Raw genomic sequence first — 26,961 nt, forward strand, 5'->3', positions numbered from 1 at the left:
ATCGCCCCGCCGAAGTAAGGAAACCCAATGCCCGATCCTGTCGCTGCGCGCCTGCGTCTTGCGCCTGAAGCCCTGACCCGGCGTTTTTCTCCTGAGCAGTTTGCTTTCACTCATACCGACGATCTGGAGCCGTTTCGTGGAGTCCTGGGCCAGGAGCGTGCTGTCGAGGCCCTGCAATTCGGTGTGGCCATGCCGCGCCCTGGTTACAACGTGTATGTGATGGGCGAGCCGGGCACCGGCCGCTTCTCGTTCGTCAAGCGCTACCTCAAGGCTGAGGGCAAGCGCCAGCAGACCCCGGCTGACTGGGTCTACGTCAATAACTTCGAAGACTCGCGCGAACCCCGCGCGCTGGAGTTGCCGTCGGGCACCGCCAGCGAATTCATCAGCGACATGGGCGGTCTGATCGACAACTTGCTGGCGACCTTCCCGGCCGTGTTCGAACACCCGTCCTACCAGCAGAAGAAAGGCGCCATCGACCGCGCTTTCAACCAACGCTATGACCGCGCCCTGGATGTGATCGAACGGGCGTCGCTGGAAAAAGACGTGGCGCTCTATCGCGATGCCAGCAACGTCGCCTTCACCCCGATGAGCGAGGGCAAGGCGCTGGATGAGGCCGAGTTCGCCCAGCTGCCGGAGGAGGTGCGCGAGCGTTTCCACGAGGATATCGCCGAGCTTGAAGAGCGCCTCAACGAGGAGCTCTCCAGCCTGCCGCAGTGGAAACGTGAGTCGAACAATCAGCTGCGCCAGCTCAACGAAGAAACCATCACCCTGGCGCTGCAGCCCCTGTTGGCCCCGCTGTCGGAGAAGTACGCCGAGAACGCGGCCGTCTGCGCCTACCTGCAATCGGTGCAACTGAACCTGCTGCGCACGGTGGTCGAGCAGTTGGTCGATGACAGCAAGACCGACGCCGTGGCGCGCAAGATGCTCGAGGAGCAGTACGCGCCGAGCCTGGTGGTCGGCCATCACATCAGCGGCGGCGCGCCGGTGGTGTTCGAGCCACACCCGACCTACGACAACCTGTTCGGGCGGATCGAATACAGCACCGACCAAGGCGCGCTGTACACCTCCTATCGCCAACTGCGTCCGGGTGCGCTGCACCGAGCCAATGGTGGTTTCCTGGTCCTTGAAGCCGAGAAGATGCTCGGCGAGCCCTTCGTCTGGGATGGCCTCAAGCGCGCCTTGCAATCGCGCAAGCTGAAAATGGAGTCGCCGCTGGGCGAGCTGGGCCGGGTGGCCACGGTGAGCCTGACGCCGCAGGTGATCCCGCTCAACGTCAAGCTGATCATCATCGGCTCGCGTCAGCTGTACTACGCCTTGCAGGATCACGACCCAGACTTCCAGGAGATGTTCCGGGTGCTGGTCGACTTCGACGAAGACATGCCGATGGTCGACGAGAACCTGGAGCAGTTCGCCCAGTTGTTGCGCACCCGCACCAACGAGGAGGGGATGGCGCCGCTGACCAGCGATGCGGTGGCGCGCCTGGCCACCTACAGCGCACGCTTGGCGGAGAATCAGTCGCGTCTGTCGGCGCGCATCGGCGACCTGTTCCAACTGGTCAGCGAAGCCGACTTCATTCGCCAACTGGCCAATGACGAGATGACCGACGCCGGGCATATCGAACGCGCCCTCAAGGCCAAGGCCACCCGTACTGGGCGGGTCTCGCAGCGAGTGCTCGACGACATGCTTGCCGGGATCATTCTGATCGACACCGAAGGGGCAGCGATCGGCAAGTGCAACGGCTTGACCGTGCTTGAAGTGGGCGATTCGGCGTTCGGTATGCCGGCGCGGATTTCCGCCACGGTATACCCGGGCGGCAGTGGCATCGTCGACATCGAGCGTGAGGTCAACCTGGGCCAACCGATCCACTCCAAAGGGGTGATGATTCTCACCGGCTACCTGGGCAGTCGCTACGCCCAGGAATTCCCCCTGGCGATTTCGGCGAGCATCGCCCTGGAGCAGTCCTACGGCTATGTCGACGGCGACAGTGCTTCGCTGGGTGAAGCCTGCACGTTGATCTCGGCGCTGTCGCGCACGCCACTCAAGCAGTGCTTCGCCATCACCGGCTCGATCAACCAGTTTGGCGAGGTGCAGGCGGTCGGCGGGGTCAACGAGAAGATCGAGGGCTTCTTCCGCCTGTGCGAGGCGCGTGGCCTGACCGGTGAGCAAGGGGTGATCATTCCCCGCGCCAACGTCGCCACCCTGATGCTCGATGAGCGCGTGCTGCAAGCGGTGGAGTCGGGGCTGTTCAATGTCTATGCGGTGAGCCAGGCTGATGAAGCGCTGAGCCTGTTGGTCGGCGAAGAGGCCGGTACGCCGGATGACAAGGGCGAATTCCCCGAGGGCAGCGTCAACGCGCGGGTGGTCGAGCGGCTCAGCGAGATCGCCGAGATGATCAGCGAAGAAGACATCAAGGACGCAGAAAAGGAGCGTTTGGAGGAGATGGTGGCCCAGGCTAAGCCTGCGTAAGTCAATAAATCGGCGCTGGCGGCCATGTGCTACCGTTCAGCGCCGGTTTTCCATCTTTTTGCGGCTTTCTTCTATGCTGGAACTTAAGGATGGCTACAGCGTTCAGGATGGAAACAGCCTGGTGATCGAAGGCTGAACTGGGCTTTTCAGAGGGGACGCGGCCATGCGCAACCTCAGCCTCACCCGCCAGTGCCTGGGCCTGGTGACCCGCATCGAATGCAGCATCCGTCCGCTTGCCGGCGACAATGGCATGTGGACGTTGCTGTTCGCCGCCGGCATGGCCGGCGAACAACCCTCGGCAATCAAGGCCCAGGGGCCCTTCCATGGGCCATTGGTGGCTGAGTCCGTGCTCAACGCCATCGTCGACAGCCTCACCTTGCATGGATACCAGGTGGCCGAGGATCCGCAGATCTGGTGTCTGCACTTGCAGGCGCAGCTGCGCAAGATCAACGGCGAGCGCTGTCGAAATCTTGGGGATTATCAATTCCACCCAGAAACCTGATACACCGGGTTGGCCTTTTCGCGGGCAAGCCCACTCCCTCAGGCAAGGTGCCGCTGTGAAGATGAGCGCTATCCCTGTGGGAGCGGGCTTGCCCGCGAAAAGCCCGACTCGGTTCCCAGGCCTGGCTACTGCGGCAACCCGCCGCAGGCTTTTGCTGTCACAGGTGGCTGGCTATACTCGCCCTCGCTTTCCGCTCACCTGACGAGTCTCTATCCTCCATGGAACGTATCCTCGAAAACGCGATGTACGCCTCGCGTTGGTTGCTTGCCCCTATCTACTTTGGCCTGTCGCTTGGCCTGCTGGCGCTGGCGCTGAAGTTTTTCCAAGAAGTCCTGCACGTCCTGCCTAACGTCTTCGCCCTGAGCGAGGCCGACCTGATCCTGGTGATCCTGTCACTGATCGACATGTCGCTGGTCGGCGGCCTGCTGGTGATGGTGATGATCTCGGGCTACGAGAACTTCGTCTCGCAGCTGGATATCGACGACAGCAAGGAGAAGCTCAACTGGTTGGGCAAGATGGACTCCTCCTCGCTGAAGATGAAGGTTGCCGCCTCGATCGTGGCGATCTCCTCGATCCACCTGCTGCGGGTGTTCATGGATGCCCAGAACATCTCCACCGACAAGCTGATGTGGTACGTGATCATCCACATGACCTTCGTGATCTCGGCGTTCGTCATGGGCTACCTGGACAAGCTGACCAAGCACTGATCGCGCTGCGCGTTGAGGTTGTACAACCGCCCGTCCGTTGTAAAACGGACGGGCGGTTGCGTTTAAACCTTGTGCTTTTGTTTCAGCTGTACAAAAGATGAGCGATCACGCGTGGTTCCCCCAGCGAGGTGCTCCCATGAACCTGCATGAACTGAACGGTGAGGCCAGGGCGGGCCGGGTCGATGAAGTCAACCTGATCGCCATCGAAGGCGGCGACTATCTGCTAGAGGCCCGTGTGCGCGGGCGTGCCCATCCACTGGCCGACAACCGTGGCGAGCGCTTGCGGGTGCGCTCGGTCGAGGATGCGCGGCATTTGCTGCAGGCCATGCCGCTGCTGTCGATGAACCTGATCCATTGGTCGGTGCAGGACGAAATGTGTGGCATGGGCAATCATCCCGAAGAAGACCTCAAGGTGCCGATCTCGCCGCGCTCGGCCTGGTAGCTGATCTGCTGCGCCGCAGTGTGCTAGGCTGCTCGCCCTTTTGATCAAGGGCGCGGCGTCACTGCGCCCTGCAGCGGAGCAAGCTAATGTCCGAACTCAATCTGTCCACCGACGAAACCCGCGTCAGCTACGGCATCGGCCGTCAGCTGGGTGGCCAACTGCGCGACAACCCGCCACCAGGCGTGAGCCTGGAAGCCATCCTGGCTGGCTTGACCGACGCTTTCGCCGGCAAAGAAAGCCGCGTCAGCGAGGCTGACCTGTCGGCTGCCTTCAAGACCATCCGCGACATCATGCAAGCCGAAGCTGCCGCCAAGGCTGAGCTGGCTGCTGCTGCCGGCCTGGAATTCTTGGCTGAAAACGCCAAGCGTGACGGCATCACCACCCTGGCTTCCGGTCTGCAATTCGAAGTGTTGACCGCGGGCGAAGGCGCCAAGCCGACCCGTGAAGACAACGTGCGTACCCACTACCACGGCACCCTGATCGACGGCACCGTGTTCGACAGCTCCTACGAGCGTGGCCAACCGGCTGAATTCCCGGTGGGCGGCGTGATCGCTGGCTGGACCGAAGCCCTGCAGCTGATGAACGCTGGTAGCAAATGGCGCCTGTACGTGCCGAGCGAATTGGCCTACGGCGCTCAAGGCGTTGGCAGCATCCCGCCGCACAGCGTACTGGTGTTCGACGTCGAGCTGCTCGACGTTCTGTAAGACCTGTTGCGCCCTTTCGCGGGCAAGCCCGCCCCCACAGGATCACCACTGTTCTCAATACCAGTGGGCCCTTGTGGGAGCGGGCTTGCCCGCGAACGAGGGCGCAGCCCTCGCGCTCTGCTATCAGTTCCAGTCTGTCCCCCCAGGGCGCAACGCCCGTGCATAGCAAAACAGAAACAAATTACGCACCAGCTCCTTGAGCACCCCTGGCTCACTCGAATTCAATCCAGTCATATCCAGGTCACCCTGGTCGCGCAATTCATCCAGCGCTTCTTCCTCAAGCACAGCGCACACTTCGCCGGTCTCGCGGTGGAGAATTCTCAGGTAAGGGTGGGGGCGGTCCAGCCAGGCGTCGATCAGATAAGTCATGGCTATTCTCCTTGGAGAGCAATTTCCAATGAGAATAATTCTTATTATCAAAATAGCAAGGGTCTATTGGCGTTTTTTCGCCAATGGTCACTCGATCCTGTTGCAGGATCTGTTGGGGCCACCGGCTGGCAGCCCCGAAGAAGGGCCGATCAGACCTTGCGCACGAACTCGGATTTGAGCTTCATCGCGCCGATGCCGTCGATCTTGCAATCGATGTCATGATCGCCGTCGCACAGACGGATGTTCTTGACCTTGGTGCCGACCTTGACCACCAGCGACGAGCCTTTGACCTTGAGGTCCTTGATTACGGTGACGGTGTCGCCATCTTGCAGGACATTGCCCACCGAATCCTTCTTCACCACGTCATCGCTGGCTGCTTCGGCTTCGCCGTTGGCCGACCACTCGTGGGCGCATTCAGGGCAGATCAGCTGAGCGCCATCCTCGTAGGTGTATTCGGAGTTGCATTTGGGGCAGGGTGGCAAAGTGCTCACTACGGTTCCTCGGACAGACGGGTAAAAACCCACATTATATAAGGTTTTGTCTGGCAAATGTGCGTTGAGCGTGCAAATGCAATCGCGGGGCAAGCCCGCTCCCACGTAGCGAAGGGCATACGTGGCAGCGGGCTTGCCCCGCGATGGGTGTTACGCGATATCAGTGGGTACGAGCGACCGCAAATTCACTCAGCTCGACCAGTGCATCGCGGTATTCGCTGGCTGGCAGCACTTCCAGGCAGGCAATGGCACGAGCGACATAGTCGCGGGCCATCTGCGCGGTGTAGTCGAGGGCGCCAGAGGCTTCCACGGCTGCGCGGATCTGCTCCAGATCATCCAGGCCGCCTTTTTGGATCGCCTGGCGCACCAGGGCAGCCTGCTCGGCAGTGCCTTCGCGCATGGTGTAGATCAGCGGCAGGGTCGGCTTGCCCTCGGCCAGATCGTCGCCGACGTTCTTGCCCAGGGTTTGCGAGTCGCCCTTGTAGTCGAGCAGGTCGTCGACCAGCTGGAAGGCTACGCCCAGGTGATCGCCAAAGGTGCGCAGGGCCTCGCGCTGTTCGTTGCTGGCTTGGGCCAGTGCCGCGGCACTGTGGGTCGACGCTTCGAACAGCATCGCGGTCTTGCCGCGGATGACCTCCATGTACACCTCTTCGGTGGTGCTGGCGTCACGTACCCGCGACAGCTGCAGCACTTCACCCTCGGCGATGACCCGGGTGGCCTTGGAGAGGATCTGCATGACCGGCATCGAGCCCAGCTCGACCATCATTTCGAACGAGCGCGAATAGAGGAAGTCACCGACCAGCACGCTCGGCGCATTGCCCCACAGGGCATTGGCGGTGGAGCGACCACGGCGCATGCCAGACATGTCGACCACGTCGTCATGCAGCAGGGTGGCGGTGTGCAGGAACTCGATGGTCGCGGCGAGCAGGCGCAGGTCGTCGCCTTCGCGGCCCAATGCCTTGCCGCACAGCAGCACCAGCAGGGGGCGCAGGCGCTTGCCACCGGCGGAAGTGATATAGTCGCCGATCTTCGATACCAGCGGCACGCGCGAGGTCAGCTGCTTCTTGATGATCTCGTCGACGGCGCTGAAATCGTCAGCTACCGCGCGGTAGAAGGTTTGGGGTTGCATCGGCTGCTCCATTGGGGTTGCGCGGCATGCTAGGTCGCGGGTCCCGGTGTGTCAAGGCACGGTGCCTGGCGGCCGGGGGCGGGACTTGCAAGGCAATCTTGGGTTGCGTACAATCGCGCACCCTAACTTTCCTGGGCAGCACCTGCCTTACGCAATTGCGCCGGGCCGTTCCAGCCTTGTGCAGCCATGCCAGCCAATACTCATCATATAAAGAGCTGGGTGAGCAGGATTATCGGAGAAATACCATGTCTTACGCAGTAATCGTTACCGGCGGCAAGCAGTACAAAGTCGCTGAAGGTGAATTCCTCAAGATCGAGAAACTGGAAGTCGCTACTGGCGAATCCGTGACTTTCGATCGCGTCCTGCTGGTCGCCAACGGCGACGACGTTACCATCGGCGCTCCAGTCGTTGCTGGTGCCAAGGTCGTTGCTGAAGTCGTTTCGCAAGGCCGTCACGACAAGGTTCGTATCATCAAGTTCCGTCGTCGTAAGCACCACATGAAGCGTATGGGCCACCGCCAGTGGTTCACCGAGATCAAAATCACCGGCATCCAGGCTTAATTTCCTAGATCCCCTGAATTTATTTGGAGAATTGAACCATGGCTCACAAGAAGGCTGGTGGTAGTACTCGTAACGGTCGCGACTCAGAATCGAAACGCCTTGGCGTGAAGATGTATGGCGGCCAGGTCATCAAGGCCGGCAACATCATCGTCCGCCAGCGCGGCACCCAGTTCCACGCCGGCTACGGCGTTGGCATGGGCAAAGATCACACCCTGTTCGCTAAGATCGAAGGCGTGATCAAGTTCGAGAAGAAAGGCGAGTTCAACCGCCGTTACGTGAGCGTCGTCGCGGGCTAATCGCGCTGTCGCTGGAGAAGCCCCGTCATGCGACGGGGCTTTTTCGTTTGTGGTGAGCCTCTTGCAAAGCTGTTTGCCTGGGCTGCCGGCGTTGGTCTCTGCGTATCGGGGTCGCCGCGCTCATTTTTGCAAGAGCCTCATGTTTTTGAGTCATTTCAGCTCGTCACCTGACGAGAGGCGGTTTTTATGAAGTTTGTTGACGAAGTATCGATCCGGGTCAAAGCCGGTGATGGCGGTAACGGTTGCATGAGCTTCCGCCGCGAGAAGTTCATCGAGAACGGTGGCCCCAACGGTGGCGATGGTGGCGACGGTGGCTCGGTGTTCATGGTCGCCGACGAAAACCTCAATACCTTGGTCGACTACCGCTACACCCGTCACCACGAAGCCCAGCGCGGCGCCAACGGCGGCAGCACCGACTGCACCGGCAAGAAAGGTGAAGACCTGATCCTGCGCGTACCGGTCGGCACCACGGTGATCGACGCTTCGACCCAAGAAGTGATCGGCGACCTGATCGCCCCTGGCCAGAAGCTGATGGTCGCCCAAGGCGGCTGGCACGGCCTGGGCAACACCCGTTTCAAGTCCAGCACCAACCGGGCACCGCGCCAGACCACCCCAGGCAAGCCAGGTGATCAGCGTGACCTGAAGCTGGAAATGAAGGTGCTGGCCGACGTCGGCCTGCTCGGTCTGCCCAACGCCGGCAAAAGCACCTTCATCCGCGCAGTTTCGGCCGCCAAGCCGAAAGTCGCCGACTACCCGTTCACCACCCTGGTGCCGAACCTGGGTGTGGTCAGTGTCGACCGCTGGAAGAGCTTCGTCATCGCCGACATCCCGGGCCTGATCGAAGGTGCCTCCGACGGTGCTGGCCTGGGTATCCGCTTCCTCAAGCACCTGGCCCGTACCCGCGTGCTGCTGCACCTGGTCGACCTGGCGCCGCTGGATGAAACCAGCCCGGCCGATGCCGCTGAAGTGATCGTCAACGAGCTGACCAGCTTCAGCCCGTCGCTGGCCCAGCGCGAGCGCTGGCTGGTGTTGAACAAGTCGGACATGATCATGGACGACGAGCGCGACGAGCGCGTCAAGGAAGTGGTCGATCGCCTGCAATGGGAAGGTCCGGTCTACGTGATCTCGGCCATCTCCAAGCAGGGCACCGAGCAGCTCAGCCGCGACCTGATGCGCTATCTCGAAGACCGCGCCGATCGCCTGGCCAACGACCCGGCCTACGCCCAAGAGCTGGCCGAGCTCGATCAGCGTATCGAAGACGAAGCCCGTGCTCAGTTGCAGGCCCTGGACGATGCCCGCACCCTGCGCCGCACTGGCGTCAAGAGCGTGCATGACATCGGCGACGATGACGACTGGGATGATGATTTCGAGGACGACGAAGACGGTCCGGAAATCATTTACGTGCGCGACTGACCGGTTGCAGTACACTAAACGCCGCTCAAATGAGCGGCGTTTTGGTATCTACAGATTCGACATAGGTTGGAAGAAGATGCGAAGCAAGGTGACGGGCGCGAAGCGCTGGGTCGTGAAGATCGGCAGCGCCCTGCTGACCGCGGATGGCAAGGGCCTGGACCGCGGCGCCATGGGTGTTTGGGTCGAGCAGATGGTGGCCTTGCGCGAAGCAGGCGTGGAACTGGTGCTGGTCTCCTCTGGGGCCGTGGCGGCAGGCATGAGCCAGCTCGGTTGGAGCAAGCGACCGAGCGCGATGAACGAGCTGCAGGCCGCTGCTTCGCTGGGCCAGATGCGCCTGGTGCAGGCTTGGGAGTCGAGCTTCGGCGAGCACGGCAAGCACACCGCGCAGATTCTTCTGACCCACGACGACCTTTCCGACCGCAAGCGTTACCTCAATGCCCGCAGCACCCTGCGCACCCTGGTTGACCTGGGTGTGGTGCCGGTGATCAACGAGAACGACACCGTGGTCACCGACGAGATCCGCTTCGGCGACAACGACACCCTGGCCGCCTTGGTGGCCAACCTGGTGGAAGCCGACTTGCTGGTGATTCTCACCGACCGCGACGGCATGTTCGACGCCGACCCACGCAACAACCCCGATGCCCAGTTGATCTTCGAGGCCCGCGCCGATGATCCGGCACTGGATGCCGTGGCTGGCAGCACGGGTGGTGCACTGGGCCGTGGCGGCATGCAGACCAAGCTGCGCGCTGCGCGCCTGGCGGCGCGTTCCGGCGCCCACACCATCATCGTTGGTGGGCGTATCGAGCGCGTGCTCGATCGGCTCAAGGCCGGCGAGCGCCTGGGCACCTTGCTGTCACCTGAGCGCGGCATGCTCGCGGCGCGCAAGCAGTGGCTGGCTGGCCACTTGCAGACCCGTGGCACCCTGGTGCTCGACGCCGGTGCCGTACAGGCCCTGCGCGGGGCCAACAAGAGCCTGTTGCCGGTCGGTGTGAAAACCGTCCAGGGCAGCTTCCGGCGTGGCGAGATGGTGGTCTGCGTCGGCCCTGATGGCCAGGAGGTCGCGCGCGGCCTCGCCAACTACAGTGCCCTTGAAGCGCAGAAGATCATCGGCCAGCCGTCCGATGCCATCGAAGCCCTGCTCGGGTATAGCGCAGAGCCTGAGCTGGTGCACCGCGATAACCTGGTTCTGGTCTGAGGAAATGACAGTGTTGAAAAGGCTGATTGCCGTGGCGGCGCTGGCGCTGCCGATGGTCGCGAGTGCCGAGGAAGTTGGCCAGGTGTCCACCGTGTTCAAGTTCGTTGGGCCTAATGACCGGATTGTCGTCGAGGCGTTCGACGATCCCAAGGTCGAGGGCGTGACCTGCTACCTGTCGCGGGCCAAGACTGGGGGGTTGAAGGGTGGTTTAGGCTTGGCCGAGGATCGCGCCGAAGCGTCGATTGCTTGCCGTCAGGTTGGGCCGATCAACTTCAAGGGCGAACTCAAGGATGGCGAGGAAGTGTTCAAGGAGCGCACCTCGCTGGTGTTCAAGACCATGCAGGTGGTGCGTTTCCTCGACAAGAAGCGCAATACCTTGGTCTATCTGGTGTACAGCGACCGCCTGATCGAAGGCAGCCCGCAAAATGCGGTGACGGCGATTCCGATCGTGCCGTGGGCGCAGTAAGACTGCGTTGAAATGATCGCGGGGCAAGCCTGCTCCCACGATGCCATCCCGCCATGCTGGGTGGGCTTCGTGGGAGCGGGCTTGCCCCGCGAGGGTTCTACGCCCTGATCAGGCCAATTCTTCGGCCTGATCTTCGCGAACGATGGCCTTCACTTCATCGATGCGGCTGATGTACTTCCAGTCCGACTCGTCGATGTAGATACCATTGGGCCCGCTACCCCCTTCCAGATCGATGGCCACCCGCGCCGACACCTGCGGCTTGACGCTCGCCAGAATCGGCACGAAGCCCAGTTGCTGGCTGGTTTCCAGCAGCGCCGCCTGGTTGCGTTCGTCGATGTCTGCCGCCTCGTCGAGGTAGTAGGGCAGGCGAATACGTCCGGCCAGGTCACGGTCCATCAGGTGCAGCAACAAGTACATGTTGGTCAGCGCCTTGATGGTCATGGTGGTGCCGTTGGAGGCGGCGCCGTCGATGTCGGCGTGGATCACCGGCTGGCTGTTGATCTTGGTGATCTCGAACGCCAGTTCGAACAGGTCCTTGAGGCCCAGCTGGTTGTGGTTGGCCGCCACCAGCCGCGCCAGATACTCCTTGGCCTCTTCGTTCTTGTGATCCTGGTCGGCGCTCTGGGTCAGGTCGAACACCGACAGGGTTTCGCCTTCTTCGTACTGGCCGGCGCTGTGGATGATCTGGTCGATGTGCTTGAGCGCTTCCTTGTTCGGCGCCAGCACCACGCGGAAGCTCTCCAGGTTGGACACCTGGCGCTTGTTGATCTCGCGGTTGAACAGGGCCAGCTGGTGCTCGAGGCTGTCGTAGTCGCTGCGGATGTTGCGCAAGGTCCGGGCGATGTCGGTGACCGCAGCGCGGCGGGCCTTGGCCAGGGTCAGGGCTTCTTCGGTGCGGTGCGAATAGGCGTTGATCAGCAGCTGCAGGCGACGCTCCATATCGTCTTCGCTGTCGAACTTGGCCACGCCCTTGAGGCGTACCTGGGCGTACAGCGCTTCGATCTGGTTGTCGACCCGTTGCAGGCCCTGCCAGCTGTCCTGGTAGTCGTTGAGCAGCGGCAGCAGGTTGTCCATCGAGTCGTCCACCGGCTCCATGAACGGCGTGCCGAACGGAAGGTCGGCCGGCAGCAACTGACGACGACGCAGGGCGTCTTCGAGGGTGCGTTGCTTGGCTTCGAGGTCGGCGATTTGCCGGCCCACCAGTTGCAGCTTGGCCGAGAGCTGCTGAACGCGCTCGGTGAAGGCGTCGCTGGAGCGCTTGAGCTCGTCCTGGGCCGCTTCCAGCTGGCTGAGTTGCTCGAGCTTCTCCGGCTCTTCGGCGCTCAGGGTTTCAGTGCGGCGGAAGTCTTCCAGGGCTTTCTGCGCATCCAGTACCTGCTGGTACAGGGCTTCGGTCTGAGCCTTGCTCGCCGAACGGTCGGCGGCTACTGCTTGCTGGGTCTTGAGCTGCTTGAGCTCGCGATCCAGGCGGTCTTTCTGGTCGCGCAGGGCAGCGCGGTCGGCCAGTGCTTGCAACGCTGGCGGATCGATGTGCGACAGGTCGATGGACAGGCCAGGTGCTTCGAAACGCTCGCCCTTGAAACTATCGAGCACGGCTTCGAGGGATTTCACCCACAGGTCGCTGTCATCCAGTTCGATGCCGCGCTCGCCCAGCGGCAGGCTGAACAGGGCGCCGTTGAACAGGCGCATCAGGCGGTCGACGTCCTGTTGCGAGAACTCTTCGCGCAGGCGGGCGTAGCTGTTGTTGTCGGCGTGGTCGAGCTGCTGCTTGACCGCTTTGACGCGCTTTTCCAGATCGCGCACGCGCTCGTCGAGGTCTTCGGCAGAGAACTGTCGCGACTGGGCCAGGGCGCCGGCCAGCTCATCGTGGGCGTCCTTGGCGGCGAGCAACTGCTGCTCCAGGACCTTGACGTCGGTGACCAGGGCAAAGCGATGCTTGAGCACCGACAGTTCACCCAGCCAGCGCTGGATGCCGGTGATCTCACGCTCCAGGCGCATCAGCTCCTGGGTGCCGCCGCGCTGGTCGTTTTGCAGGCGATCTTGCTCGGCGCGGTAGTGCTCGGACTGGATCACCAGCTCTTCCTTGCGCGCCATGGCGTAGTCCTGCCAGGTGCCCAGCAGGTTGTCGAGCAGCGGCGACAGGCGATGCAGCTTGCCGCGCAGGATATCGCGCTGGGCCACGCCGCCGGCCAGGGCCTCGACCAGTGGCCCGGCAGCGACCAGGGCGTTGTAGTCGCCTTCCATGCGGCGTACGTCGCGGAAGGCTTCTTCGCAGGCGGCGATGTAGTCGACGCTACCCGAGCGCAGGCTGTGCTCGAAGGCATCGAGGAACAGCTGCTTGAGCTTGGCGGCGGTGATCTCGCGCATGTGCAGCAGGTTGATGAACAGGGCGCGGAAGGTTTTCAGGCTCTGTTCGCTGGTCGAGCGTAGCGGGATCAGGGTCAGGTCCAACGGCACCGAGGTGTGGCCGCCCACCAGCAGTCGACGCAGTTCGTCCGGCTTGAGCTCGTAGGCCTTCAGGCCGTTGCGCTCAAGGTTGGTGAACAGCTCTTTCTGGCGCAGGCAGGTGTCGTCTTTCTGGTAGTGGGCCAGGTCCAGCTCGCCCTGGTAGGCGAAGAACTGGTGACCGAAACCGCCGCCTGGGCCGCGGCCGACCACGCCGATCACGTGCGGGCCGTGCGGCAGGTTCAGTTCGCAGAGGATGTAGCTGGTGTCGCTGGCAAAGTAGAAGCGCCGCGACTGCTCCAGGCTGTACTTGCCGAAGCTCATGTCGGACATGCGCGCCAGGATCGGGAACTGCAAGGCGTTGATCGAGGCGGACTTGCCCAGGTTGTTGGCGCCGTAAACCGACAGCGGGTGTTCCAGAGGGAACAGGCCCAGGCTGTAGCCGGCGGTGTTGAGCAATGCGAAGCGGCGGATGCCGTAGCGTTCCTGGCTCATGCGTCAATCTCCTGTTGCTCTTCGCGGATGGCCCGGGCCAGGGCGTCTTCTTCGCTTTCCTCGCCGTCGAACGGGCTGAGGTCGAGCGGGTCGTCGGTGCGCGCCAGCTCCTCGGGGCTCTCTTCTTCGACCAGTACCGGCGTCGGCAGGGGCAGGTCGCTGTGCAGGGTGGCGGCCAGGTCGCGGTCCTGCTGGACCGACAGGCACACATCGAGGAAGCGGTGCATCGGCGGCAGGAAGCGGTAGATACCACCTTCTTCATGGGCGAAGCCCAGCTGGGTCATGCGCCGCAGGATCTTTTCTTCCAGCTCGTCAACGGTCTGCACTTCAGCCTGGATGAACAGGTCGCGGTATTTCTCCAGCAGCGACGGCAGTTCATCGCGGCCAATGCTGCCGCCATCGAGCACGGCAATCGGGTCGCGGCCCTGGTCGGCCAGGTGCTCGACCAGGATGAAGGTGAACAGCGAGAGGCGCTGGGCGGTCTTGTTGACCTGCGCGGCAGCCAGCTCCGGAACGAAATAGTAGAAGCCGCGGGTATCGCACACCAGCTCGAAGCCCAGGGCCTTGAACAGGGTGCGGTACTGGTCCTGGAAGTTCGACAGCTGGGCGTACAGCTCCGGGTCGCGGCGGCTGACATGGAAGCCCTTGAACAGCTCGCGGAAGATCGGCGCGAGCTGGGACAGTTCGGAAAGATCAAGATGCATTGGCTGGGCTCGCGTTGGATTCAGGCGATGGTGCGGTCAGGGCGAACGAGCGCAGACTCACCCGATGTTCACGGGTGGTGTAGTCACGCCGCTCGAGGCGTTCGCGGCTGAAGCGCTTTTCTCGCGACAGGCGCGAGAACCAGTACAGCAGTTCGTCGGTGGCGCCTTCGGGCTCCTGCTCCAGCAGCCAGACCATCAGGTCGGGCAGGGGCAGGGCGTCCTGGCAGCGTTCGAGCATTTCCTTGACCGTGCGCGGCGCGCGCGGTGCCGGGCCCTTGTTGGTCTTGTGCGCCTTGGGGAAGCGCGCAGGCTTGGGCTCGAAGCGGGCCAGGGCGTAGACGTAGGCCTCGACCTGGCTGGCGCTGCCGAGGAAGGTGCTCTGCGGACGGGTGAACATCGGCATCGCCGCCTGTGGCACGGCGTCGATGCCTTTGCGGCGGATCACCGACAGGGCCAGGGCGGCGCCACGGGTCACGGCGTTATGCCGGCGCGCTTCTTCGCGCAGCGGCAGCAGCAGCTCGCGGGCGTGACGCAGGGTCAGCTGGGCGCTGGTCTGCATCTCAAGGATGCGCGCGTGGGTACGCAGCAACATGTCGTCGTCGACCAGGTGACCGAGTCGCGCCTGTTCGCCGAGCAGGCGCAGCAGCACGGTCTCGACCTTGCGCACGCCTTGCTCGAAGGCGCCGTCGGCGTTGACCAGCTGGATCATCGGCTCGACGTACTCGTCCCAGGTCGCCAGAACCTCGGCATAGCGCTGACGCAGGGGGATCTGGCGGTTGCTGGTCTTGGCCCGTTCGGCCACGGCGACCAACGCCTGCTCGTCGTTGTCGAGCTTCTTGAGGACGTCGCGCACACGCATGTCGAGCAGGCGCAGCTGGCGCGCCAAATCGTCGCTGTCGCGGTTGTCGAAGGCGTCCTGGATATGTCCGGCCAGGCGCTCCAGGTGGCGCAGGTAGGCTTCGATCTCCAGGCACAGGCCCAGGCGGTGTTCGCGACGCAGGTAGGCGAGGAAGTCGTGGATCTGGGCGTTGAGCTCGAAACGGTTCGGGCTTTTCGCCACCGGCACCAGGATGTCCAGGCGGATCCACACATCCAGTAGCTGGGTGATGTCCTGCGGGGTGCTTTCCACCTGCTGGCGGCCCAGTTGCTGGCGCAGCTCGATCAGGCTCAGGGTGCCCTGGTCGAAACGCTCGCACAGCGGCTCGATCAATGCCCAGTGTTCGGCTAGGGCGCGCAGGACGCGCTTGGGTTCGATCATTGGCGGGTCGACTCGTTGCCAAGTTAAAAGCGGCGATTGTACTGCATCCGGGGGGGAGGATTTCACCCCTTGGTCTGTAATGAGGATTTGCAGGGCCTGCAGCGCCTTCATCGCGGGGCAAGCCCGCTCCCACGCTGCGCCTACGTATCTGGGCGCTACGTGGGAGCGGGCTTGCCCCGCGATGGCGTCAGTACAGGCAATAAATTTCCGCCAGCCAGTAGCGGCGCAAGCCGGCCAAGGGCGGTAGAATGGCCGACTGACTTCTCCCTGGATGACCGTGCTGTGCTGATCGAGTCCCGCCGCCGCGCCTACCTTTGCGCCATGCAAGTGGTCCATTGGCTGCCGCGCGCCGAACTGCCGTTCGCCGCGCCGTCGCGCCCGGAGCTGCTGTTGCCGCAGGCGCCGGTCGAGGACATCGAGTTCGACGTCCGCCCTGCCGCGCCCAGCGCTACGCCGCCGCCAGCTGCGCCACAAGCGCGCTCCGGCGAACGACCGAAAATCGAGATACCTCGCCCAGCCAGCACCGCCAAGCCTGCGCCCAAGGCGGTCGAGGCCGAAGAAACCGCGCCTGTGGTACGCCCGGCACCGGTGCCGCCGCCACGTTTTGCTTTGCAGCTGCTGCGCGCCGGCAGTTGCCTGCTGTTGGTCGAGCTTGCCACCGGTCAGCCGTTCCAGAGCCGCGACCCGTCCTACCTGCTGCTCAAAGATATGCTGCGCGCCGCCGGTCTGCCCGATGCGCCGCAAATCATCGGCGAGCCGGTGCGCTGGCCGCTGCTGGTGCGCGGCAATATGGACCAAGGCCCGGAAGCCGCCCGTGATTTCGTCCAGGGTTTTATCCAGGCGCGGCTGGAAGAAACCCCCTGCACCTGCCTGTGGCTGGTCGGCCTGCCAGCGCTGCGCTTTGCCGCTGAAGTTCAGACTGAAGCCTATTACCAAGAACTGAAGGTCGACGGTCTGGGCGATGCCTGGGCCTTGCCTGGCCTTGAACTGTTGATGGACGAGCCGCACCGCAAAGCGGACGTCTGGCAAGCGATGCGCCAGCTGATGGCGCGCTGGAAGAGCGTTGAATGAGTGATTCGATCAGCTTCCGCCCGATGACCGAGGCGGATCTGGATGCCGTGCTTAAGATCGAATATGCCGCGTTCAGTCATCCCTGGACCCGTGGAATCTTCCAGGATGCGCTCAAGTCATATGAAGTGTGGCTGATGTTCGACGGTCAGCAGCAAGTCGGCCATGGGGTGATCAACGTGATCATCGACGAGGCGCATCTGCTCAATATCACCGTCAAGCCGGAAAACCAGGGCCGCGGCTTGGGCCTGCGCCTGCTCGAGCACCTGATGGCACGGGCCTATCAGCTCAACGGCCGCGAGTGCTTCCTGGAAGTGCGCGCCAGCAACCAGTCGGCCTACCGTCTGTACGAACGCTACGGATTCAACGAAGTCGGTCGGCGTCGGGACTACTACCCGATGGCTGGCGGACGCGAAGACGCCCTGGTGATGGCCTGCACTCTGTTCGAAGAGTGACCCCGCAGGGGTAGGTCGAGTCACACAGGCATAACCTGATGAGGCAAGACCATGCACGACCTGCAGGAATTGATCGACAACAACGAGCGCTGGGCGGATGCCATTACCCAGCGCGATCCCGATTTCTTCGCCAAGCTGGCTCGCCAGCAGACGCCGGAATATCTCTGGATCGGCTGCTCCGATGCGCGGGTGCCGGCCAACGAGATCGTCGGCATGCTGCCGGGTGATCTGTTCGTGCACCGCAACGTCGCCAACGTGGTGTTGCACACCGACCTCAACTGCTTGTCGGTGATTCAGTACGCGGTCGAAGTGCTCAAGGTCAAACACATCCTGGTGACCGGCCACTATGGCTGCGGTGGGGTGCGTGCGGCCATGCAGGATCGTCAGTTGGGCCTGATCGATGGCTGGCTGCGCTCGATCCGCGATCTGTACTACGAGAAGCGTGGCGAGCTGGCCAAGCTGGACAGCATCGATGCGCAGGTCGATCGTCTGTGCGAGCTGAACGTGATCCAGCAGGTGGCCAATGTGGCGCACACCAGCATCGTCCAGAATGCCTGGCACCGGGGGCAGGAGCTGTCGATCCATGGTTGCATCTATGGCATCAAAGATGGCCGCTGGAAGAGCCTGGACACCACCATCAGCGGCTTTGCCCAGTTGCCGCCGCAGTACCGCTTGCGGCCTTTGGAGTAAAGCCCCTGAGTATTGCCTGAGCGGCCTTGGCCTGTTCGCGGGCAAGCTCGCTCCCACAAGGACGACACCCATCCCTGTAGGAGCGGGCTTGCCCGCGAACGAGTCGCGCAGCGGCTCGCCGTGCTTAACTGCATCTCAGGCAGCCGACGGATAGGGGGGGCAGGGATGGAGCGAGCAAGGAAACTGATACTGGCAGCGAGTCTGCTGAGCGCTGCGGTCACCCAGGCCGACGAGCGCGACGTGTGGATGTTCGCCCAATGGGCGGGAGATCATCAGACCCGGCCGTTTCGCCAGATGCTGGTCGATGCTCGCCTCTACGGCATCGTGCCGATCCATCAATTGCTGCGTTCAGCCTCCGATTGGCGCCTGTGCAGGGCTTCACCCTTCGCCGTACCACCCGCCAGCCAGTGGCCGGCGGTACGCTCGACCCTGGCCTTGATCAAGACCCTCGACGACCGGGGCGCGCTGCGTCAATTCGAGGTGGTCTCGGCCTATCGCGACCCGCGCCTCAACGCCTGCGCCGGGGGCGCGGTGGGTAGCGCGCATACCCGGGCGTTCGCTGTCGACCTGTTGTTGCCCGCCTGGGCCGATCCCAATCCACTGTGCAGCTTCTGGCAGCAACACGGCCAGGCCTGGAACATGGGCTTGGGTCGCTATCCGTCCGGGCGCATTCATATCGACACGGCGGGCTATCGAACCTGGGGGGGGGATGGCAGCGCTGGTTCGTCGTTCTGCGCCAAGCCTAAGTGAGTCAGGCAAGCCTGGCATTGGTTGATCACCCATTGCGCGAAGCGTTGCCGTTGGCTGCCGTCTTGCAGCGGTTGCGGGCTGAGCAGGTGATAGGCCGAGCCGTCCCGCAGGAAGCCGAAAGGGGCTTGTAGCTGGCCGCTGTCCAACTCGTCACGCACCATCAGGGCCGAGGCGATCGCCAGCCCTAGGCCGGCGCTGGCGGCCTGGATCGACAGATAGAAATGCTCATAGTCACTGCGCTCGGAATGTCGGGCGTGCTGCTTGCTCAAGCGCAGCCAACTGCTCCAGGCGTCTGCCCGGGTGCGGCTGTGCAGCAGGCGTTGGCCATCCAGGCGCTGATCCTGGCCTGGGCGGCAGACTGGGCCGACCCATTCGTCACAGATCTTCAGGCTATGCAGCTGGCGGTCCCAGTGAAAATCATCCCGGCGCAGCGCCAGGTCGATGCCGCCGCGGGCAAAATCCACCGGGCCGCCGGCTGCGACCAGATGCAGCTGGATATCTGGATGGGCAGCGTGAAAGCCAGGCAGGCGGGGGATCAGCCAGCGCATGGCGATGGTCGGCTCGCAGGACAGTACCAGCACCTTGTCTTGCTCTTGTTGCTGCACGCGCTGCACCGCGCTTTGCAGTTGCTCGAAGATCGATTGGGTCGCGGCGTGCAAATCGCGCCCGGCGGGGGTGAGGAAAATCGCCCGGTTGCGCCGCTCGAACAGCTCGACTCCGAGGCTCTCTTCAAGTAGGCGCACCTGGCGGCTGACCGCACCGTGGGTGACGTGCAGGCGCTCGGCGGCGCGCACGAAACTCCCGGTTTGTGCGGCGATGTCGAAGTAGCGAAAGGCGTTGAGTGGGGGTGTTTTCATTTTTTTATGTCGGCTGTGCGGGCCTCATCGCGGGGCAAGCCCGCTCCCACGGGGGCCACGTCCCCGCGATGATGCCGGTACAGACAAAGAGAATATGTGAATAAAACTAGCAGATTAGTCGCACTATAAATCGATTTTTACCTGTGGATAAGCCTTCGATAATCAGCGCTCTGTGCATTTTCATCGCCTATCGAGGAGATACCCTGTGAATGAATTGATCGCCGTAGCCCTGTTTACCATCCTTGCTGTCATCAGCCCGGGCGCGGACTTTGCCATGGTCACCCGCAGCAGTTATGCACAGGGCCGCAAAGCTGGACTGGCAGCCGCGTTGGGCATTGCACTGGGCGTGCAGGTGCATGTGCTGTACACCGTGCTGGGGATTGCCGTAATCATCAGCCAAAGCCCGGCGCTGTTTTTGGCCATGAAAGTGCTGGGGGCGGGTTACTTGGTCTACTTGGGCTACAAGTCGCTGACCAACACCACGCGGATTCGCCTTGATGGGCTCGGGCAGGATGACAGTGCAAGCCTGTGGATGGCACTGCGCAGCGGCTTTCTGACAAACGCGCTAAATCCCAAGACCATGCTGTTCGTGGTCAGTGCCTATACCCAGGTGGTCCAGCCAGGTAGCCCATTGGCAGTGGACTTCGCCTATGGCGCATTCATGTCCGTGGCCCATTGGCTGTGGTTCAGCCTGGTGGCGGTGTTCTTTTCCAGTGCAGCCTTGCGCAAGGCCATGATCGAGCGGCAGGTGGTGGTCGATCGGCTGATTGGTGTGGCACTGATTGGCCTGGGCTTGGCGGTGATGGTGTCAGGCGTGCGCTGATGGCTTTTGCCCGGACAAAGAAAAAGGGCTTACCTTGCGGTAAGCCCTTTTCGAATTTGGTGGCTACACAGGGACTTGAACCCCGGACCCCAGCATTATGAATGCTATGCTCTAACCAACTGAGCTATGTAGCCAACTGGCGCGCATTATTCTCTTCAAAGGCCCCTCTGTCAACACTCATTTCAAAAAAAATTTACACGCTTTCAAAAGCTTAGCCGGCTAGGGCCGATTCAGCGGACGATCAGCCACTGCCCAAGCAGGCTGTGCAGCTGCAATTGCTGTTCGCGGGCGAGCTGCTCCAGGCTTTCTGCCGGGCGATCCAGGTTGAAGTCGCCACTGACGCGGCGATAGGCGGTTTGCTCATCCATCAGCCAGACGCGCTTGCCCTGGTAGCCGGCCAAACGCTGCAGGACCTGCGCCAATGGCACGTCCTTAGCGAGCAAGTGACCGTTGCGCCAGGCATCGGCGTGCTTGGCGTCGATCTTCTGTACCGGATCGATGCGGCTGTCGGAGAAGGTCACCCGCTCGCCGGCCGACACCATACGCTGGTCGCCCCCCTGAATAACCATCGCCTTGCCATTGAGCACCACCAGTTCGTCGTGCGCGGGCGTGCGGGCGATCATCAGGCGAGTGCCAAACACCTGGATCCGCGCATCGTCGACCTGAACTTCCATTGCCCGGCCATCGAGCATCACCTCCAGATAGACTTGCCCTCGCACCAGATGCAATTGGCGGGTGCGGCCCCGCAGATCGACGTTCATCGCGCTGGCGCTGTCCAGGTGCAGGGTCGATCCGTCGGCCAGGCGCACGCTGCGCCGCTCGCCGCTGGCGGTATGCAGCTCGCTGGCCAGGCGCTGCATCAGCGGCCAGTAGAGGTAGGCCAGGGCTGCCAGCAGCAACAGGAACACTGCTGCCAAAACCTTGCCCAGATGGCTGCGGCGGGCCTTGAGCAGGCGTGGCCGCGGCCGAGCTGTGGGCGGCTTGAGCTGCTGCCAGTACGCCTCGAGTTCGGCATAGGCACGGGCATTGTCAGGCTCCTGGCACCAGGCGGCGAAGGCGCGGCGTAGCTGCTCGTCGCTACCGGGCTGGCGCAGGCGGGAGAACCACTCCAGCGCCTCGCGTTCGGGATCGGGCTGAAGCTGCAGGGCGGGCATCGGGCTCATGGTCGGGTTGCTCGCGAGAAAGGGCGTAGTCGCGCAATGGTGGCAGGGCAATGTGCCATGGATGCTAAATATATTGAGAACCATTTACAAGTGCGCGGCGGACCGGTGGCAAAAAAGCTAGCTATGTATCTATTTGTTTCCCGATAATCGGATCCCAAACCTGCGGACGGATATCTAGCCCATGGCCATCAGTAGTACCCAGACCACCACCCCTGTGTCGGCTGCCCAAGGCACCAACCCCTTGGTGATGCGCATCATCGGCTTTTGCGCGCTGGCGCATCTGATCAACGACCTGATCCAGTCGGTGCTGCCGGCTATTTATCCGATGCTCAAGGCCAACTACGACCTGAGCTTCGCCCAGATCGGCCTGATCACCCTGACGTTCCAGATCACCGCCTCGCTGTTGCAGCCGTGGGTAGGTTTTTTCACCGACAAGCGTCCGACCCCTAACTTGCTGCCGCTGGGCACCCTGTGCACGCTGGTGGGGATTGTGATGCTTGCGTTTGTCGGCAGCTTCCCGATGATTCTGCTGGCCTCGGCGCTGGTCGGCATCGGCTCCTCCACCTTCCACCCCGAAACCTCGCGTATCGCCCGCCTGGCCTCGGGCGGGCGCTTTGGCCTGGCCCAGTCGACCTTTCAGGTCGGTGGCAACGCCGGTTCCGCGTTCGGCCCGCTGCTGGCGGCGGCGATCGTCATTCCGTTCGGCCAGAGCCATGTCGCCTGGTTTGGCCTGGCAGGGCTGTTCTTCTTTGCCGTGACGCTGATGCTGCGCCGCTGGTACAAGGCCCACCTCAACCAGGCCAAAGCGCGCAAGGCGGTGCAGGCGACCCATGGCCTGTCGCGCCAGCGGGTGATCGCTGCGCTGATCGTGCTCGGCCTGCTGGTGTTCTCCAAGTACTTCTATATGGCCAGTTTCACCAGCTACTTCACCTTCTATCTGATCGAGAAGTTCGAGCTGTCGGTGGCCAGCTCCCAGCTGCATCTGTTCCTGTTCCTTGGCGCGGTGGCGGCGGGGACCTTCTTCGGTGGGCCGATTGGTGATCGCATCGGGCGCAAGGCGGTGATCTGGTTCTCGATTCTTGGGGTGGCGCCGTTCACCCTGGCCCTGCCGTATGCCGACCTGTTCTGGACGACGGTGCTGAGCCTGGTGATCGGCTTTATCCTCGCCTCGGCGTTTTCGGCCATCGTGGTGTATGCCCAGGAACTGGTGCCGGGCAATGTCGGCATGATTGCCGGGATCTTCTTCGGCCTGATGTTTGGCTTTGGCGGGATTGGCGCGGCGCTGCTCGGCTATGTGGCCGACTTGCGCGGGATCGAGTATGTGTATGGGTTGTGCTCGTATCTGCCGCTGTTTGGCTTGTTGGCGGTGTTCTTGCCGTCTACGGGTAAGCGCTGAGATTGTTGGGGCCGCTTCGCGCGGTCCCAACAATTGACGAATCGATCGGCCTTGGCCTAGAGTGCCGCCTCCTCTTTACCTGCGTAGTCGATGCAATGCGCCGTACTCAGCGTCTCCTCCAAGCCCGCCAGCCTGCTGCCCAGGCCTGTCGGCGTGCCTGGCCGAGCGACACGGTGCTCAAGCGGCGACGCAGCGTGCTGTTTGCCTTCACCTTCTCGCCACACCTTGCCCTGAGCTGATCCGCGTGCCTGCGTCCAACGCCTCCCCGGCGTGATTGCGGGCGTTTGCGTGCGAACATTTTTCAGTGATTTCCAGCCGACCGGGCCAGCTAGGCCTGGGTGCGTCGGCTTGCAAGGAGTGGTAATGAACATGCGTTTGCTGGCGGGCCTGTTGTTCGCCGTTTCGGTCGTGGGTTTCAGCCTGGGGGCGAGCCTGCCGCTGGTGTCGTTGCGTCTGCATGAGGCGGGCGCGAGCACCCTTGAGATCGGTATTCTGTCGGCCATTCCAGCAGCGGGCATGATGCTTTCGGCGTTCATGGTCGATGCCTGCTGCCGGCACCTGACCCGGCGCACCATCTACCTGCTGTGCTTTAGCCTGTGCACCTTGAGCATTGGCTTGCTGGAATGGGCGTTCTCCTCGATCTGGCTGCTGGCCCTACTGCGCCTGGGGTTGGGCCTGGGCATGGGCATTGCGATCATCCTTGGCGAGTCGTGGGTCAACGAGCTGTGCCCTGAGCACAATCGCGGCAAGATCATGGCCTTGTATGCGACTAGCTTCACCGGGTTCCAGGTGCTGGGGCCGGCGATGCTGGCGGTGGTCGGCGCCAACAGCCCTTGGGTCACCGGCGTGGTGACGGCCTGCTATGGCCTGGCCTTGCTGTCCATCCTGGTTACCGTGCCGAACGACCATGTACAGCACGAAGATGACGGCGAGAAGAGCTTCACCCTGGCCGGGTTCTTCCGTGTGGCCCCGGCGCTGTGCGTGGCCGTGCTGTTTTTCTCGTTCTTCGACGCCGTGGTGCTGTCGTTGCTGCCGGTATACGCCAGCAGCCATGGCTTTGCCGTGGCGGTGGCGGCACTGATGGTGACCGTGGTGTTCGCTGGCGACATGCTGTTCCAGTTGCCGTTGGGCTGGCTGGCTGACCGGGTCGAGCGGACCGGGCTGCATTTGCTGTGCGGTTTGATAGCGATGGCGATCGGTATCGCTCTGCCGTGGCTGCTCAACCTGACTTGGCTGCTGTGGCCGATGCTGGTGCTGCTGGGCGCGGTTGCCGGTGGCATCTATACCTTGGCGCTGGTGTTGATCGGCCAGCGCTTCAAGGGCCGTGACCTGGTTACGGCCAATGCCAGCGTCGGCTTGCTGTGGGGTGTCGGCAGCCTGGTCGGGCCATTGGTCAGTGGCGCGGCGATGGGCGTTGCCCCGCACGGCTTGCCGATGGCCTTGACGTTGATGGCAGGGTTGTTCGTCTGCTTTGCCCGGCAGTCGTATCGCCGGGCCGCAAGGCTCAAGGTGGTGGCTGAGTGATGTTTTTGCCGTGAACGAGGGCAGAGCCCTCGTTTGGCTCAGAAAGTCCCGCGCAGCGTTACCGACACATTGCGCGGATCACCCCAGTAATAGCCGGTTGGGGTAGCCGCTACCTGGCGGTAGTACTTTTTGTCGAACAGGTTGTTGGCATTGAGCTGCAGCGAGTAATGCTGGTTGAAGCGGTAGTTGACCATCGCGTTGTAGACTGCATAGCCCGACTGACTCGCCACGGCATCGGCGTTAACCCCGCGCGAGCTGGCAGTCGCCTTGGAGTAGATGTCACTCTGCGCCTGCACGCCGCCGCCGATGGTCCAGGCATCGAGCTCACCCGGCAGGCGATAGCTGGTGAACAGTTTGAGCATGCGCTTGGGGTCGGTAGTGCGCACCGCATTGCCCTGGTTGTTAGGGTCATTGAGGTATTCGGTGGTGTTGTAGGTATAGCCACCGCTCACGTTCCAGCCGGGCAGCACTTCCCCGGAAATCTCCAGCTCGAAGCCCTGGCTGCGGTTCTTGCCAGCAGCGATCTTACAATAGCCGGTGTTGCCGCCACAGGGCATGCCGCTGGCTACGTCGTCGATGCCATTGCCAACCTGGTAAATGCGAAAGAACGCTAACGATGCATTCAGCCGGCCATCGTAGAACTCACCTTTGATACCGGTTTCATAGGCTTCGCCCTCGACTGGCTTGAGCACCGAGCCGCTGATGTCGGTGGTGGTTTGCGGGTTGAATATCTCGGTGTAGCTGGCGTAGGTGCTGAAGTTCTCGTTGAGGTCGTAGATCAGCGCGGCGTACGGCACGATCTTGTTGTCGACGCTGAACTTGCCATTACCGCTGGTGTTGTTCTCCTGCTCGTAGTCGTACCAGTTGCTGCGCGCACCGATGATCGCGGTGAGCGGCTCGGCCAGCGAGATACGCCAGGTGGCATAGGCCCCTTCTTGAGTGGTACGGGTGCGCACCGGGTGGGCGGTGATGTCGATGTCCGGTTCAGGCAGGCTGGTCTTTGGGTCCCAGTCGCGGATGTCGAATTGGCCGGAGGCAGTGAACTTGGTGGCCGAGGCATAGGAGTCGTTGCGGATACGCTCGACCCCAAGCATCAGCTCATGGGTGCGCCCCAGCAGCTCGAACGGGCCGTTGAGGGTGGCGCTGAGGTTGTTCTGGATACTCTCGCCGCCATCGCCCTCGGTGACCTGATAACTCATCAGGTAGGGGTTGTTGGTCGGGTTGGCGCTGCCCGTGGCACGGCTGAAGTAGGTCTGCTTGAAGCCATGATCATCGAGCTCGAAATGCGTGCGCTGGGCCATCAGCTTGAGCTTCCAGTCGTTGTCGAAGCGGTGCTCAAGCTCAGCGAATGTCTGTAGGTTGCTGCGATCCCAACGGTTCCAGTCCGCGCCCAGGTAGGTGCTGCGGCCCAGCGGCAGCGGCGAGCCGTCGTAGTCGGCGGGCAGGTTGCCCCAGGCGCCAGTGGCGTCCAGCTTGGTCCACTCAAGGCCGGTGGTCAGGGTAGTGCTGTCGTTCAGGTCGAAGGCGAGCACGCCGTAGAACACTTCCTTGCGCTCCATGCGCGAGTCCTGGAAGTGATCCTTGTCGTCATGCACGGCAATGACTCGGCCGCGCACGTTGCCGGTTTCGGTCAGCGGGCCGGAGAGGTCGGCGACGTAGCGCTGGGCATCCCACGAGCCGAGGGTCACGCTGCCTTCGCCCTGGAACTCGGCGGTCGGCCGTTTGCGCACCAGGTTGACCGTACCGGATGGGTTACCCGCGCCGCGCAGCATGCCGGTCGCTCCTCGCAGGATCTCGGCGCGATCGATGATCGCCGAATCGCTCTGAATGAACGAACCACCCCCACTGCCTTGCACCACGGTGGCGCCGTCATACTGAATGGCGTCGATCGAGTACCCACGCGAGTAGTACTGCACGCGCTCGCTGTCGGTCATGTTGACCACCACGCCCGGGGTCTGCTCGAGCAGATTGGTGAGGTTGGTGATGTTCTGGTCGTCGATGCGTTGGCGGGTCACCACGGTCACCGATTGTGGTGTGCGCCGAATGCTCTGCGGCGACTTGCCGATGGTGACTGCACCGGTGGTGTAGGAGCCGGAGTGCTCGGTGGTCTCACCCAGCTGGTTGCTGGAGATAGTAGTGGCGCCCAGCTCCATGGCATCGCCGACCTGCAAGGCGGGGATCAACAAAAAGCTCTTGTCACTCTCCTGTTGCACCTGCACGTCACTGCCTTGCAACACAATCGACAGGGCCTGGGCGCTGTCATAGTGGCCTTGCACACCGCGGGTGGTCTTGCCTTGCAGGCTGTTCGCATCGAACGACAGGTTCAGGCCACCTTGCCGGGCCATCTGGTCCAGCGCAGGGGCCAATGGGCCAGCGGCAATGTTCCAGTCCAACTGCTGGCTCTGGCTGGCCGCTGCGTGGGCCACCAGCGGCAGCGCGCAGCTGCTCGCCAGGCTCAAGCCGAACACGGCGGCGCGTACGGCGTGGCGTAGCCTGACGTTGCGGGGAGAACAAGGGTGAATCATGAAGCGCTCCTGAAGGTTGTGAAGACCACTTTTCGGGCTTTGTTCCTTCAGGCCGAGCGAGAATGAGA

The 26,961-nt window shown here is 62.7% G+C and carries 27 protein-coding genes and 1 tRNA gene; 18 read left to right on the forward strand and 10 right to left on the reverse strand.

Annotated elements, in window-relative coordinates; translation table 11 throughout:
* Positions 1–27 precede the first annotated feature (27 nt).
* The 5 genes from OIU19_RS08750 to OIU19_RS08770 all read left to right on the forward strand — a co-directional run bounded on the left by OIU19_RS08750 (position 28) and on the right by OIU19_RS08770 (position 4,821).
* A complete protein-coding gene (locus OIU19_RS08750) occupies positions 28–2,466 on the forward strand; it encodes a Lon protease family protein (RefSeq protein ID WP_264234695.1) in 2,439 nt (812 codons plus the stop codon).
* 163 nt (positions 2,467–2,629) lie between these two features.
* A complete protein-coding gene (locus tag OIU19_RS08755) occupies positions 2,630–2,968 on the forward strand; it encodes a hypothetical protein (RefSeq protein ID WP_084297418.1) in 339 nt (112 codons plus the stop codon).
* Positions 2,969–3,186: 218 nt separating this feature from the next.
* Positions 3,187–3,675 (forward strand): TIGR00645 family protein, encoded by a 489-nt coding sequence (locus OIU19_RS08760; RefSeq protein WP_186554234.1) that lies wholly within the window; start codon positions 3,187–3,189, stop codon positions 3,673–3,675.
* A 136-nt stretch (positions 3,676–3,811) separates the two neighbouring features.
* On the forward strand, positions 3,812–4,117 hold the full coding sequence (locus OIU19_RS08765; protein WP_186554233.1) for a DUF6482 family protein: 306 nt from the start codon (positions 3,812–3,814) through the stop codon (positions 4,115–4,117).
* Between the two features lie 86 nt (positions 4,118–4,203).
* Positions 4,204–4,821, forward strand: a complete 618-nt coding sequence (locus OIU19_RS08770) for an FKBP-type peptidyl-prolyl cis-trans isomerase (protein WP_186554232.1) — start codon at positions 4,204–4,206, stop codon at positions 4,819–4,821.
* Positions 4,822–4,944: 123 nt separating this feature from the next.
* Here OIU19_RS08770 and OIU19_RS08775 read toward each other — a convergent pair whose 3' ends face one another.
* The 3 genes from OIU19_RS08775 to OIU19_RS08785 all read right to left on the reverse strand — a co-directional run bounded on the left by OIU19_RS08775 (position 4,945) and on the right by OIU19_RS08785 (position 6,810).
* Positions 4,945–5,190 (reverse strand): hypothetical protein, encoded by a 246-nt coding sequence (locus OIU19_RS08775; RefSeq protein ID WP_186554231.1) that lies wholly within the window; start codon positions 5,188–5,190, stop codon positions 4,945–4,947.
* A gap of 149 nt (positions 5,191–5,339) precedes the next feature.
* Positions 5,340–5,681: a zinc ribbon domain-containing protein YjdM gene (locus OIU19_RS08780; protein ID WP_264234696.1), complete on the reverse strand. Its 342-nt coding sequence runs from the start codon at positions 5,679–5,681 to the stop codon at positions 5,340–5,342.
* A 160-nt stretch (positions 5,682–5,841) separates the two neighbouring features.
* The gene (locus OIU19_RS08785) at positions 5,842–6,810 is read right to left on the reverse strand and encodes a polyprenyl synthetase family protein (RefSeq protein ID WP_264234697.1); all 969 of its coding nucleotides are present in this window, start codon (positions 6,808–6,810) and stop codon (positions 5,842–5,844) included.
* 245 nt (positions 6,811–7,055) lie between these two features.
* On the opposite strand from OIU19_RS08785, the gene rplU reads away from it, so the two are divergent.
* From rplU to OIU19_RS08810, 5 genes are all read left to right on the forward strand, one after another.
* The gene (gene rplU / locus OIU19_RS08790; RefSeq protein WP_011532169.1) at positions 7,056–7,370 is read left to right on the forward strand and encodes a 50S ribosomal protein L21; all 315 of its coding nucleotides are present in this window, start codon (positions 7,056–7,058) and stop codon (positions 7,368–7,370) included.
* 38 nt (positions 7,371–7,408) lie between these two features.
* Entirely contained in the window at positions 7,409–7,666 is a 258-nt protein-coding gene (rpmA, locus tag OIU19_RS08795; protein WP_101316402.1) for a 50S ribosomal protein L27, read from the forward strand.
* Between the two features lie 186 nt (positions 7,667–7,852).
* Entirely contained in the window at positions 7,853–9,079 is a 1,227-nt protein-coding gene (gene cgtA / locus OIU19_RS08800; RefSeq protein ID WP_264234698.1) for an Obg family GTPase CgtA, read from the forward strand.
* Positions 9,080–9,155: 76 nt separating this feature from the next.
* Positions 9,156–10,274 carry a glutamate 5-kinase gene (proB, locus tag OIU19_RS08805; RefSeq protein ID WP_186554227.1) on the forward strand — a complete coding sequence of 373 codons (1,119 nt, stop codon included), beginning with the start codon at positions 9,156–9,158 and terminating at the stop codon, positions 10,272–10,274.
* 4 nt (positions 10,275–10,278) lie between these two features.
* Entirely contained in the window at positions 10,279–10,740 is a 462-nt protein-coding gene (locus tag OIU19_RS08810) for a CreA family protein (protein WP_186554226.1), read from the forward strand.
* A gap of 108 nt (positions 10,741–10,848) precedes the next feature.
* Here OIU19_RS08810 and mksF read toward each other — a convergent pair whose 3' ends face one another.
* From mksF to mksB, 3 genes are read right to left on the reverse strand one after another with little or no spacing between them, the layout of a single operon-like run.
* A complete protein-coding gene (mksF, locus tag OIU19_RS08815) occupies positions 10,849–13,680 on the reverse strand; it encodes an Mks condensin complex protein MksF (protein WP_264234699.1) in 2,832 nt (943 codons plus the stop codon).
* Positions 13,677–14,384 carry an Mks condensin complex protein MksE gene (gene mksE / locus OIU19_RS08820; RefSeq protein ID WP_186554224.1) on the reverse strand — a complete coding sequence of 236 codons (708 nt, stop codon included), beginning with the start codon at positions 14,382–14,384 and terminating at the stop codon, positions 13,677–13,679. The genes mksF and mksE overlap by 4 nt, the downstream gene beginning before the upstream one ends.
* Positions 14,374–15,642: an Mks condensin complex protein MksB gene (gene mksB / locus OIU19_RS08825; protein WP_264234700.1), complete on the reverse strand. Its 1,269-nt coding sequence runs from the start codon at positions 15,640–15,642 to the stop codon at positions 14,374–14,376. Before mksB ends, mksE begins: the two co-directional genes overlap by 11 nt.
* 282 nt (positions 15,643–15,924) lie before the next feature.
* Here mksB and OIU19_RS08830 point away from each other — a divergent pair, with 282 nt between their 5' ends.
* From OIU19_RS08830 to OIU19_RS08845, 4 genes are all read left to right on the forward strand, one after another.
* Positions 15,925–16,713, forward strand: a complete 789-nt coding sequence (locus OIU19_RS08830) for an energy transducer TonB (RefSeq protein WP_264234701.1) — start codon at positions 15,925–15,927, stop codon at positions 16,711–16,713.
* The gene (gene rimI, locus OIU19_RS08835) at positions 16,710–17,165 is read left to right on the forward strand and encodes a ribosomal protein S18-alanine N-acetyltransferase (protein WP_264234702.1); all 456 of its coding nucleotides are present in this window, start codon (positions 16,710–16,712) and stop codon (positions 17,163–17,165) included. The genes OIU19_RS08830 and rimI overlap by 4 nt, the downstream gene beginning before the upstream one ends.
* 51 nt (positions 17,166–17,216) lie before the next feature.
* Entirely contained in the window at positions 17,217–17,855 is a 639-nt protein-coding gene (gene can / locus OIU19_RS08840) for a carbonate dehydratase (protein ID WP_264234703.1), read from the forward strand.
* A 165-nt stretch (positions 17,856–18,020) separates the two neighbouring features.
* A complete protein-coding gene (locus tag OIU19_RS08845; protein ID WP_264234704.1) occupies positions 18,021–18,605 on the forward strand; it encodes a D-Ala-D-Ala carboxypeptidase family metallohydrolase in 585 nt (194 codons plus the stop codon).
* Here OIU19_RS08845 and OIU19_RS08850 read toward each other — a convergent pair.
* The gene (locus OIU19_RS08850; protein ID WP_264234705.1) at positions 18,545–19,462 is read right to left on the reverse strand and encodes a LysR substrate-binding domain-containing protein; all 918 of its coding nucleotides are present in this window, start codon (positions 19,460–19,462) and stop codon (positions 18,545–18,547) included. The two genes, OIU19_RS08845 and OIU19_RS08850, sit on opposite strands and share 61 nt — an antisense overlap.
* Positions 19,463–19,667: 205 nt before the next feature.
* On the opposite strand from OIU19_RS08850, the gene OIU19_RS08855 reads away from it, so the two are divergent.
* Positions 19,668–20,285 carry a LysE family translocator gene (locus OIU19_RS08855; protein ID WP_264234706.1) on the forward strand — a complete coding sequence of 206 codons (618 nt, stop codon included), beginning with the start codon at positions 19,668–19,670 and terminating at the stop codon, positions 20,283–20,285.
* Between the two features lie 57 nt (positions 20,286–20,342).
* On the opposite strand, the gene OIU19_RS08860 is transcribed toward OIU19_RS08855, so the two are convergent.
* Positions 20,343–20,419 (reverse strand) — tRNA-Met (locus tag OIU19_RS08860).
* Between the two features lie 96 nt (positions 20,420–20,515).
* Entirely contained in the window at positions 20,516–21,439 is a 924-nt protein-coding gene (locus OIU19_RS08865) for a FecR domain-containing protein (RefSeq protein WP_264234895.1), read from the reverse strand.
* A gap of 190 nt (positions 21,440–21,629) precedes the next feature.
* Between OIU19_RS08865 and OIU19_RS08870 the strand changes: the two genes are divergently transcribed.
* From OIU19_RS08870 to OIU19_RS08880, 3 genes are all read left to right on the forward strand, one after another.
* Positions 21,630–22,844, forward strand: a complete 1,215-nt coding sequence (locus OIU19_RS08870) for an MFS transporter (RefSeq protein ID WP_264234707.1) — start codon at positions 21,630–21,632, stop codon at positions 22,842–22,844.
* A gap of 95 nt (positions 22,845–22,939) precedes the next feature.
* Positions 22,940–23,083 (forward strand): hypothetical protein, encoded by a 144-nt coding sequence (locus OIU19_RS08875; protein ID WP_264234708.1) that lies wholly within the window; start codon positions 22,940–22,942, stop codon positions 23,081–23,083.
* Between the two features lie 124 nt (positions 23,084–23,207).
* Positions 23,208–24,368: an MFS transporter gene (locus OIU19_RS08880; RefSeq protein WP_264234709.1), complete on the forward strand. Its 1,161-nt coding sequence runs from the start codon at positions 23,208–23,210 to the stop codon at positions 24,366–24,368.
* Positions 24,369–24,406: 38 nt separating this feature from the next.
* Here OIU19_RS08880 and OIU19_RS08885 read toward each other — a convergent pair whose 3' ends face one another.
* On the reverse strand, positions 24,407–26,893 hold the full coding sequence (locus OIU19_RS08885; RefSeq protein WP_264234710.1) for a TonB-dependent receptor: 2,487 nt from the start codon (positions 26,891–26,893) through the stop codon (positions 24,407–24,409).
* Positions 26,894–26,961: the final 68 nt, after the last annotated feature.

It is taken from the genome of Pseudomonas sp. BT-42-2 (genome assembly GCF_025847435.2).
Classification (GTDB): Bacteria; Pseudomonadota; Gammaproteobacteria; order Pseudomonadales; family Pseudomonadaceae; genus Aquipseudomonas; species Aquipseudomonas urmiensis.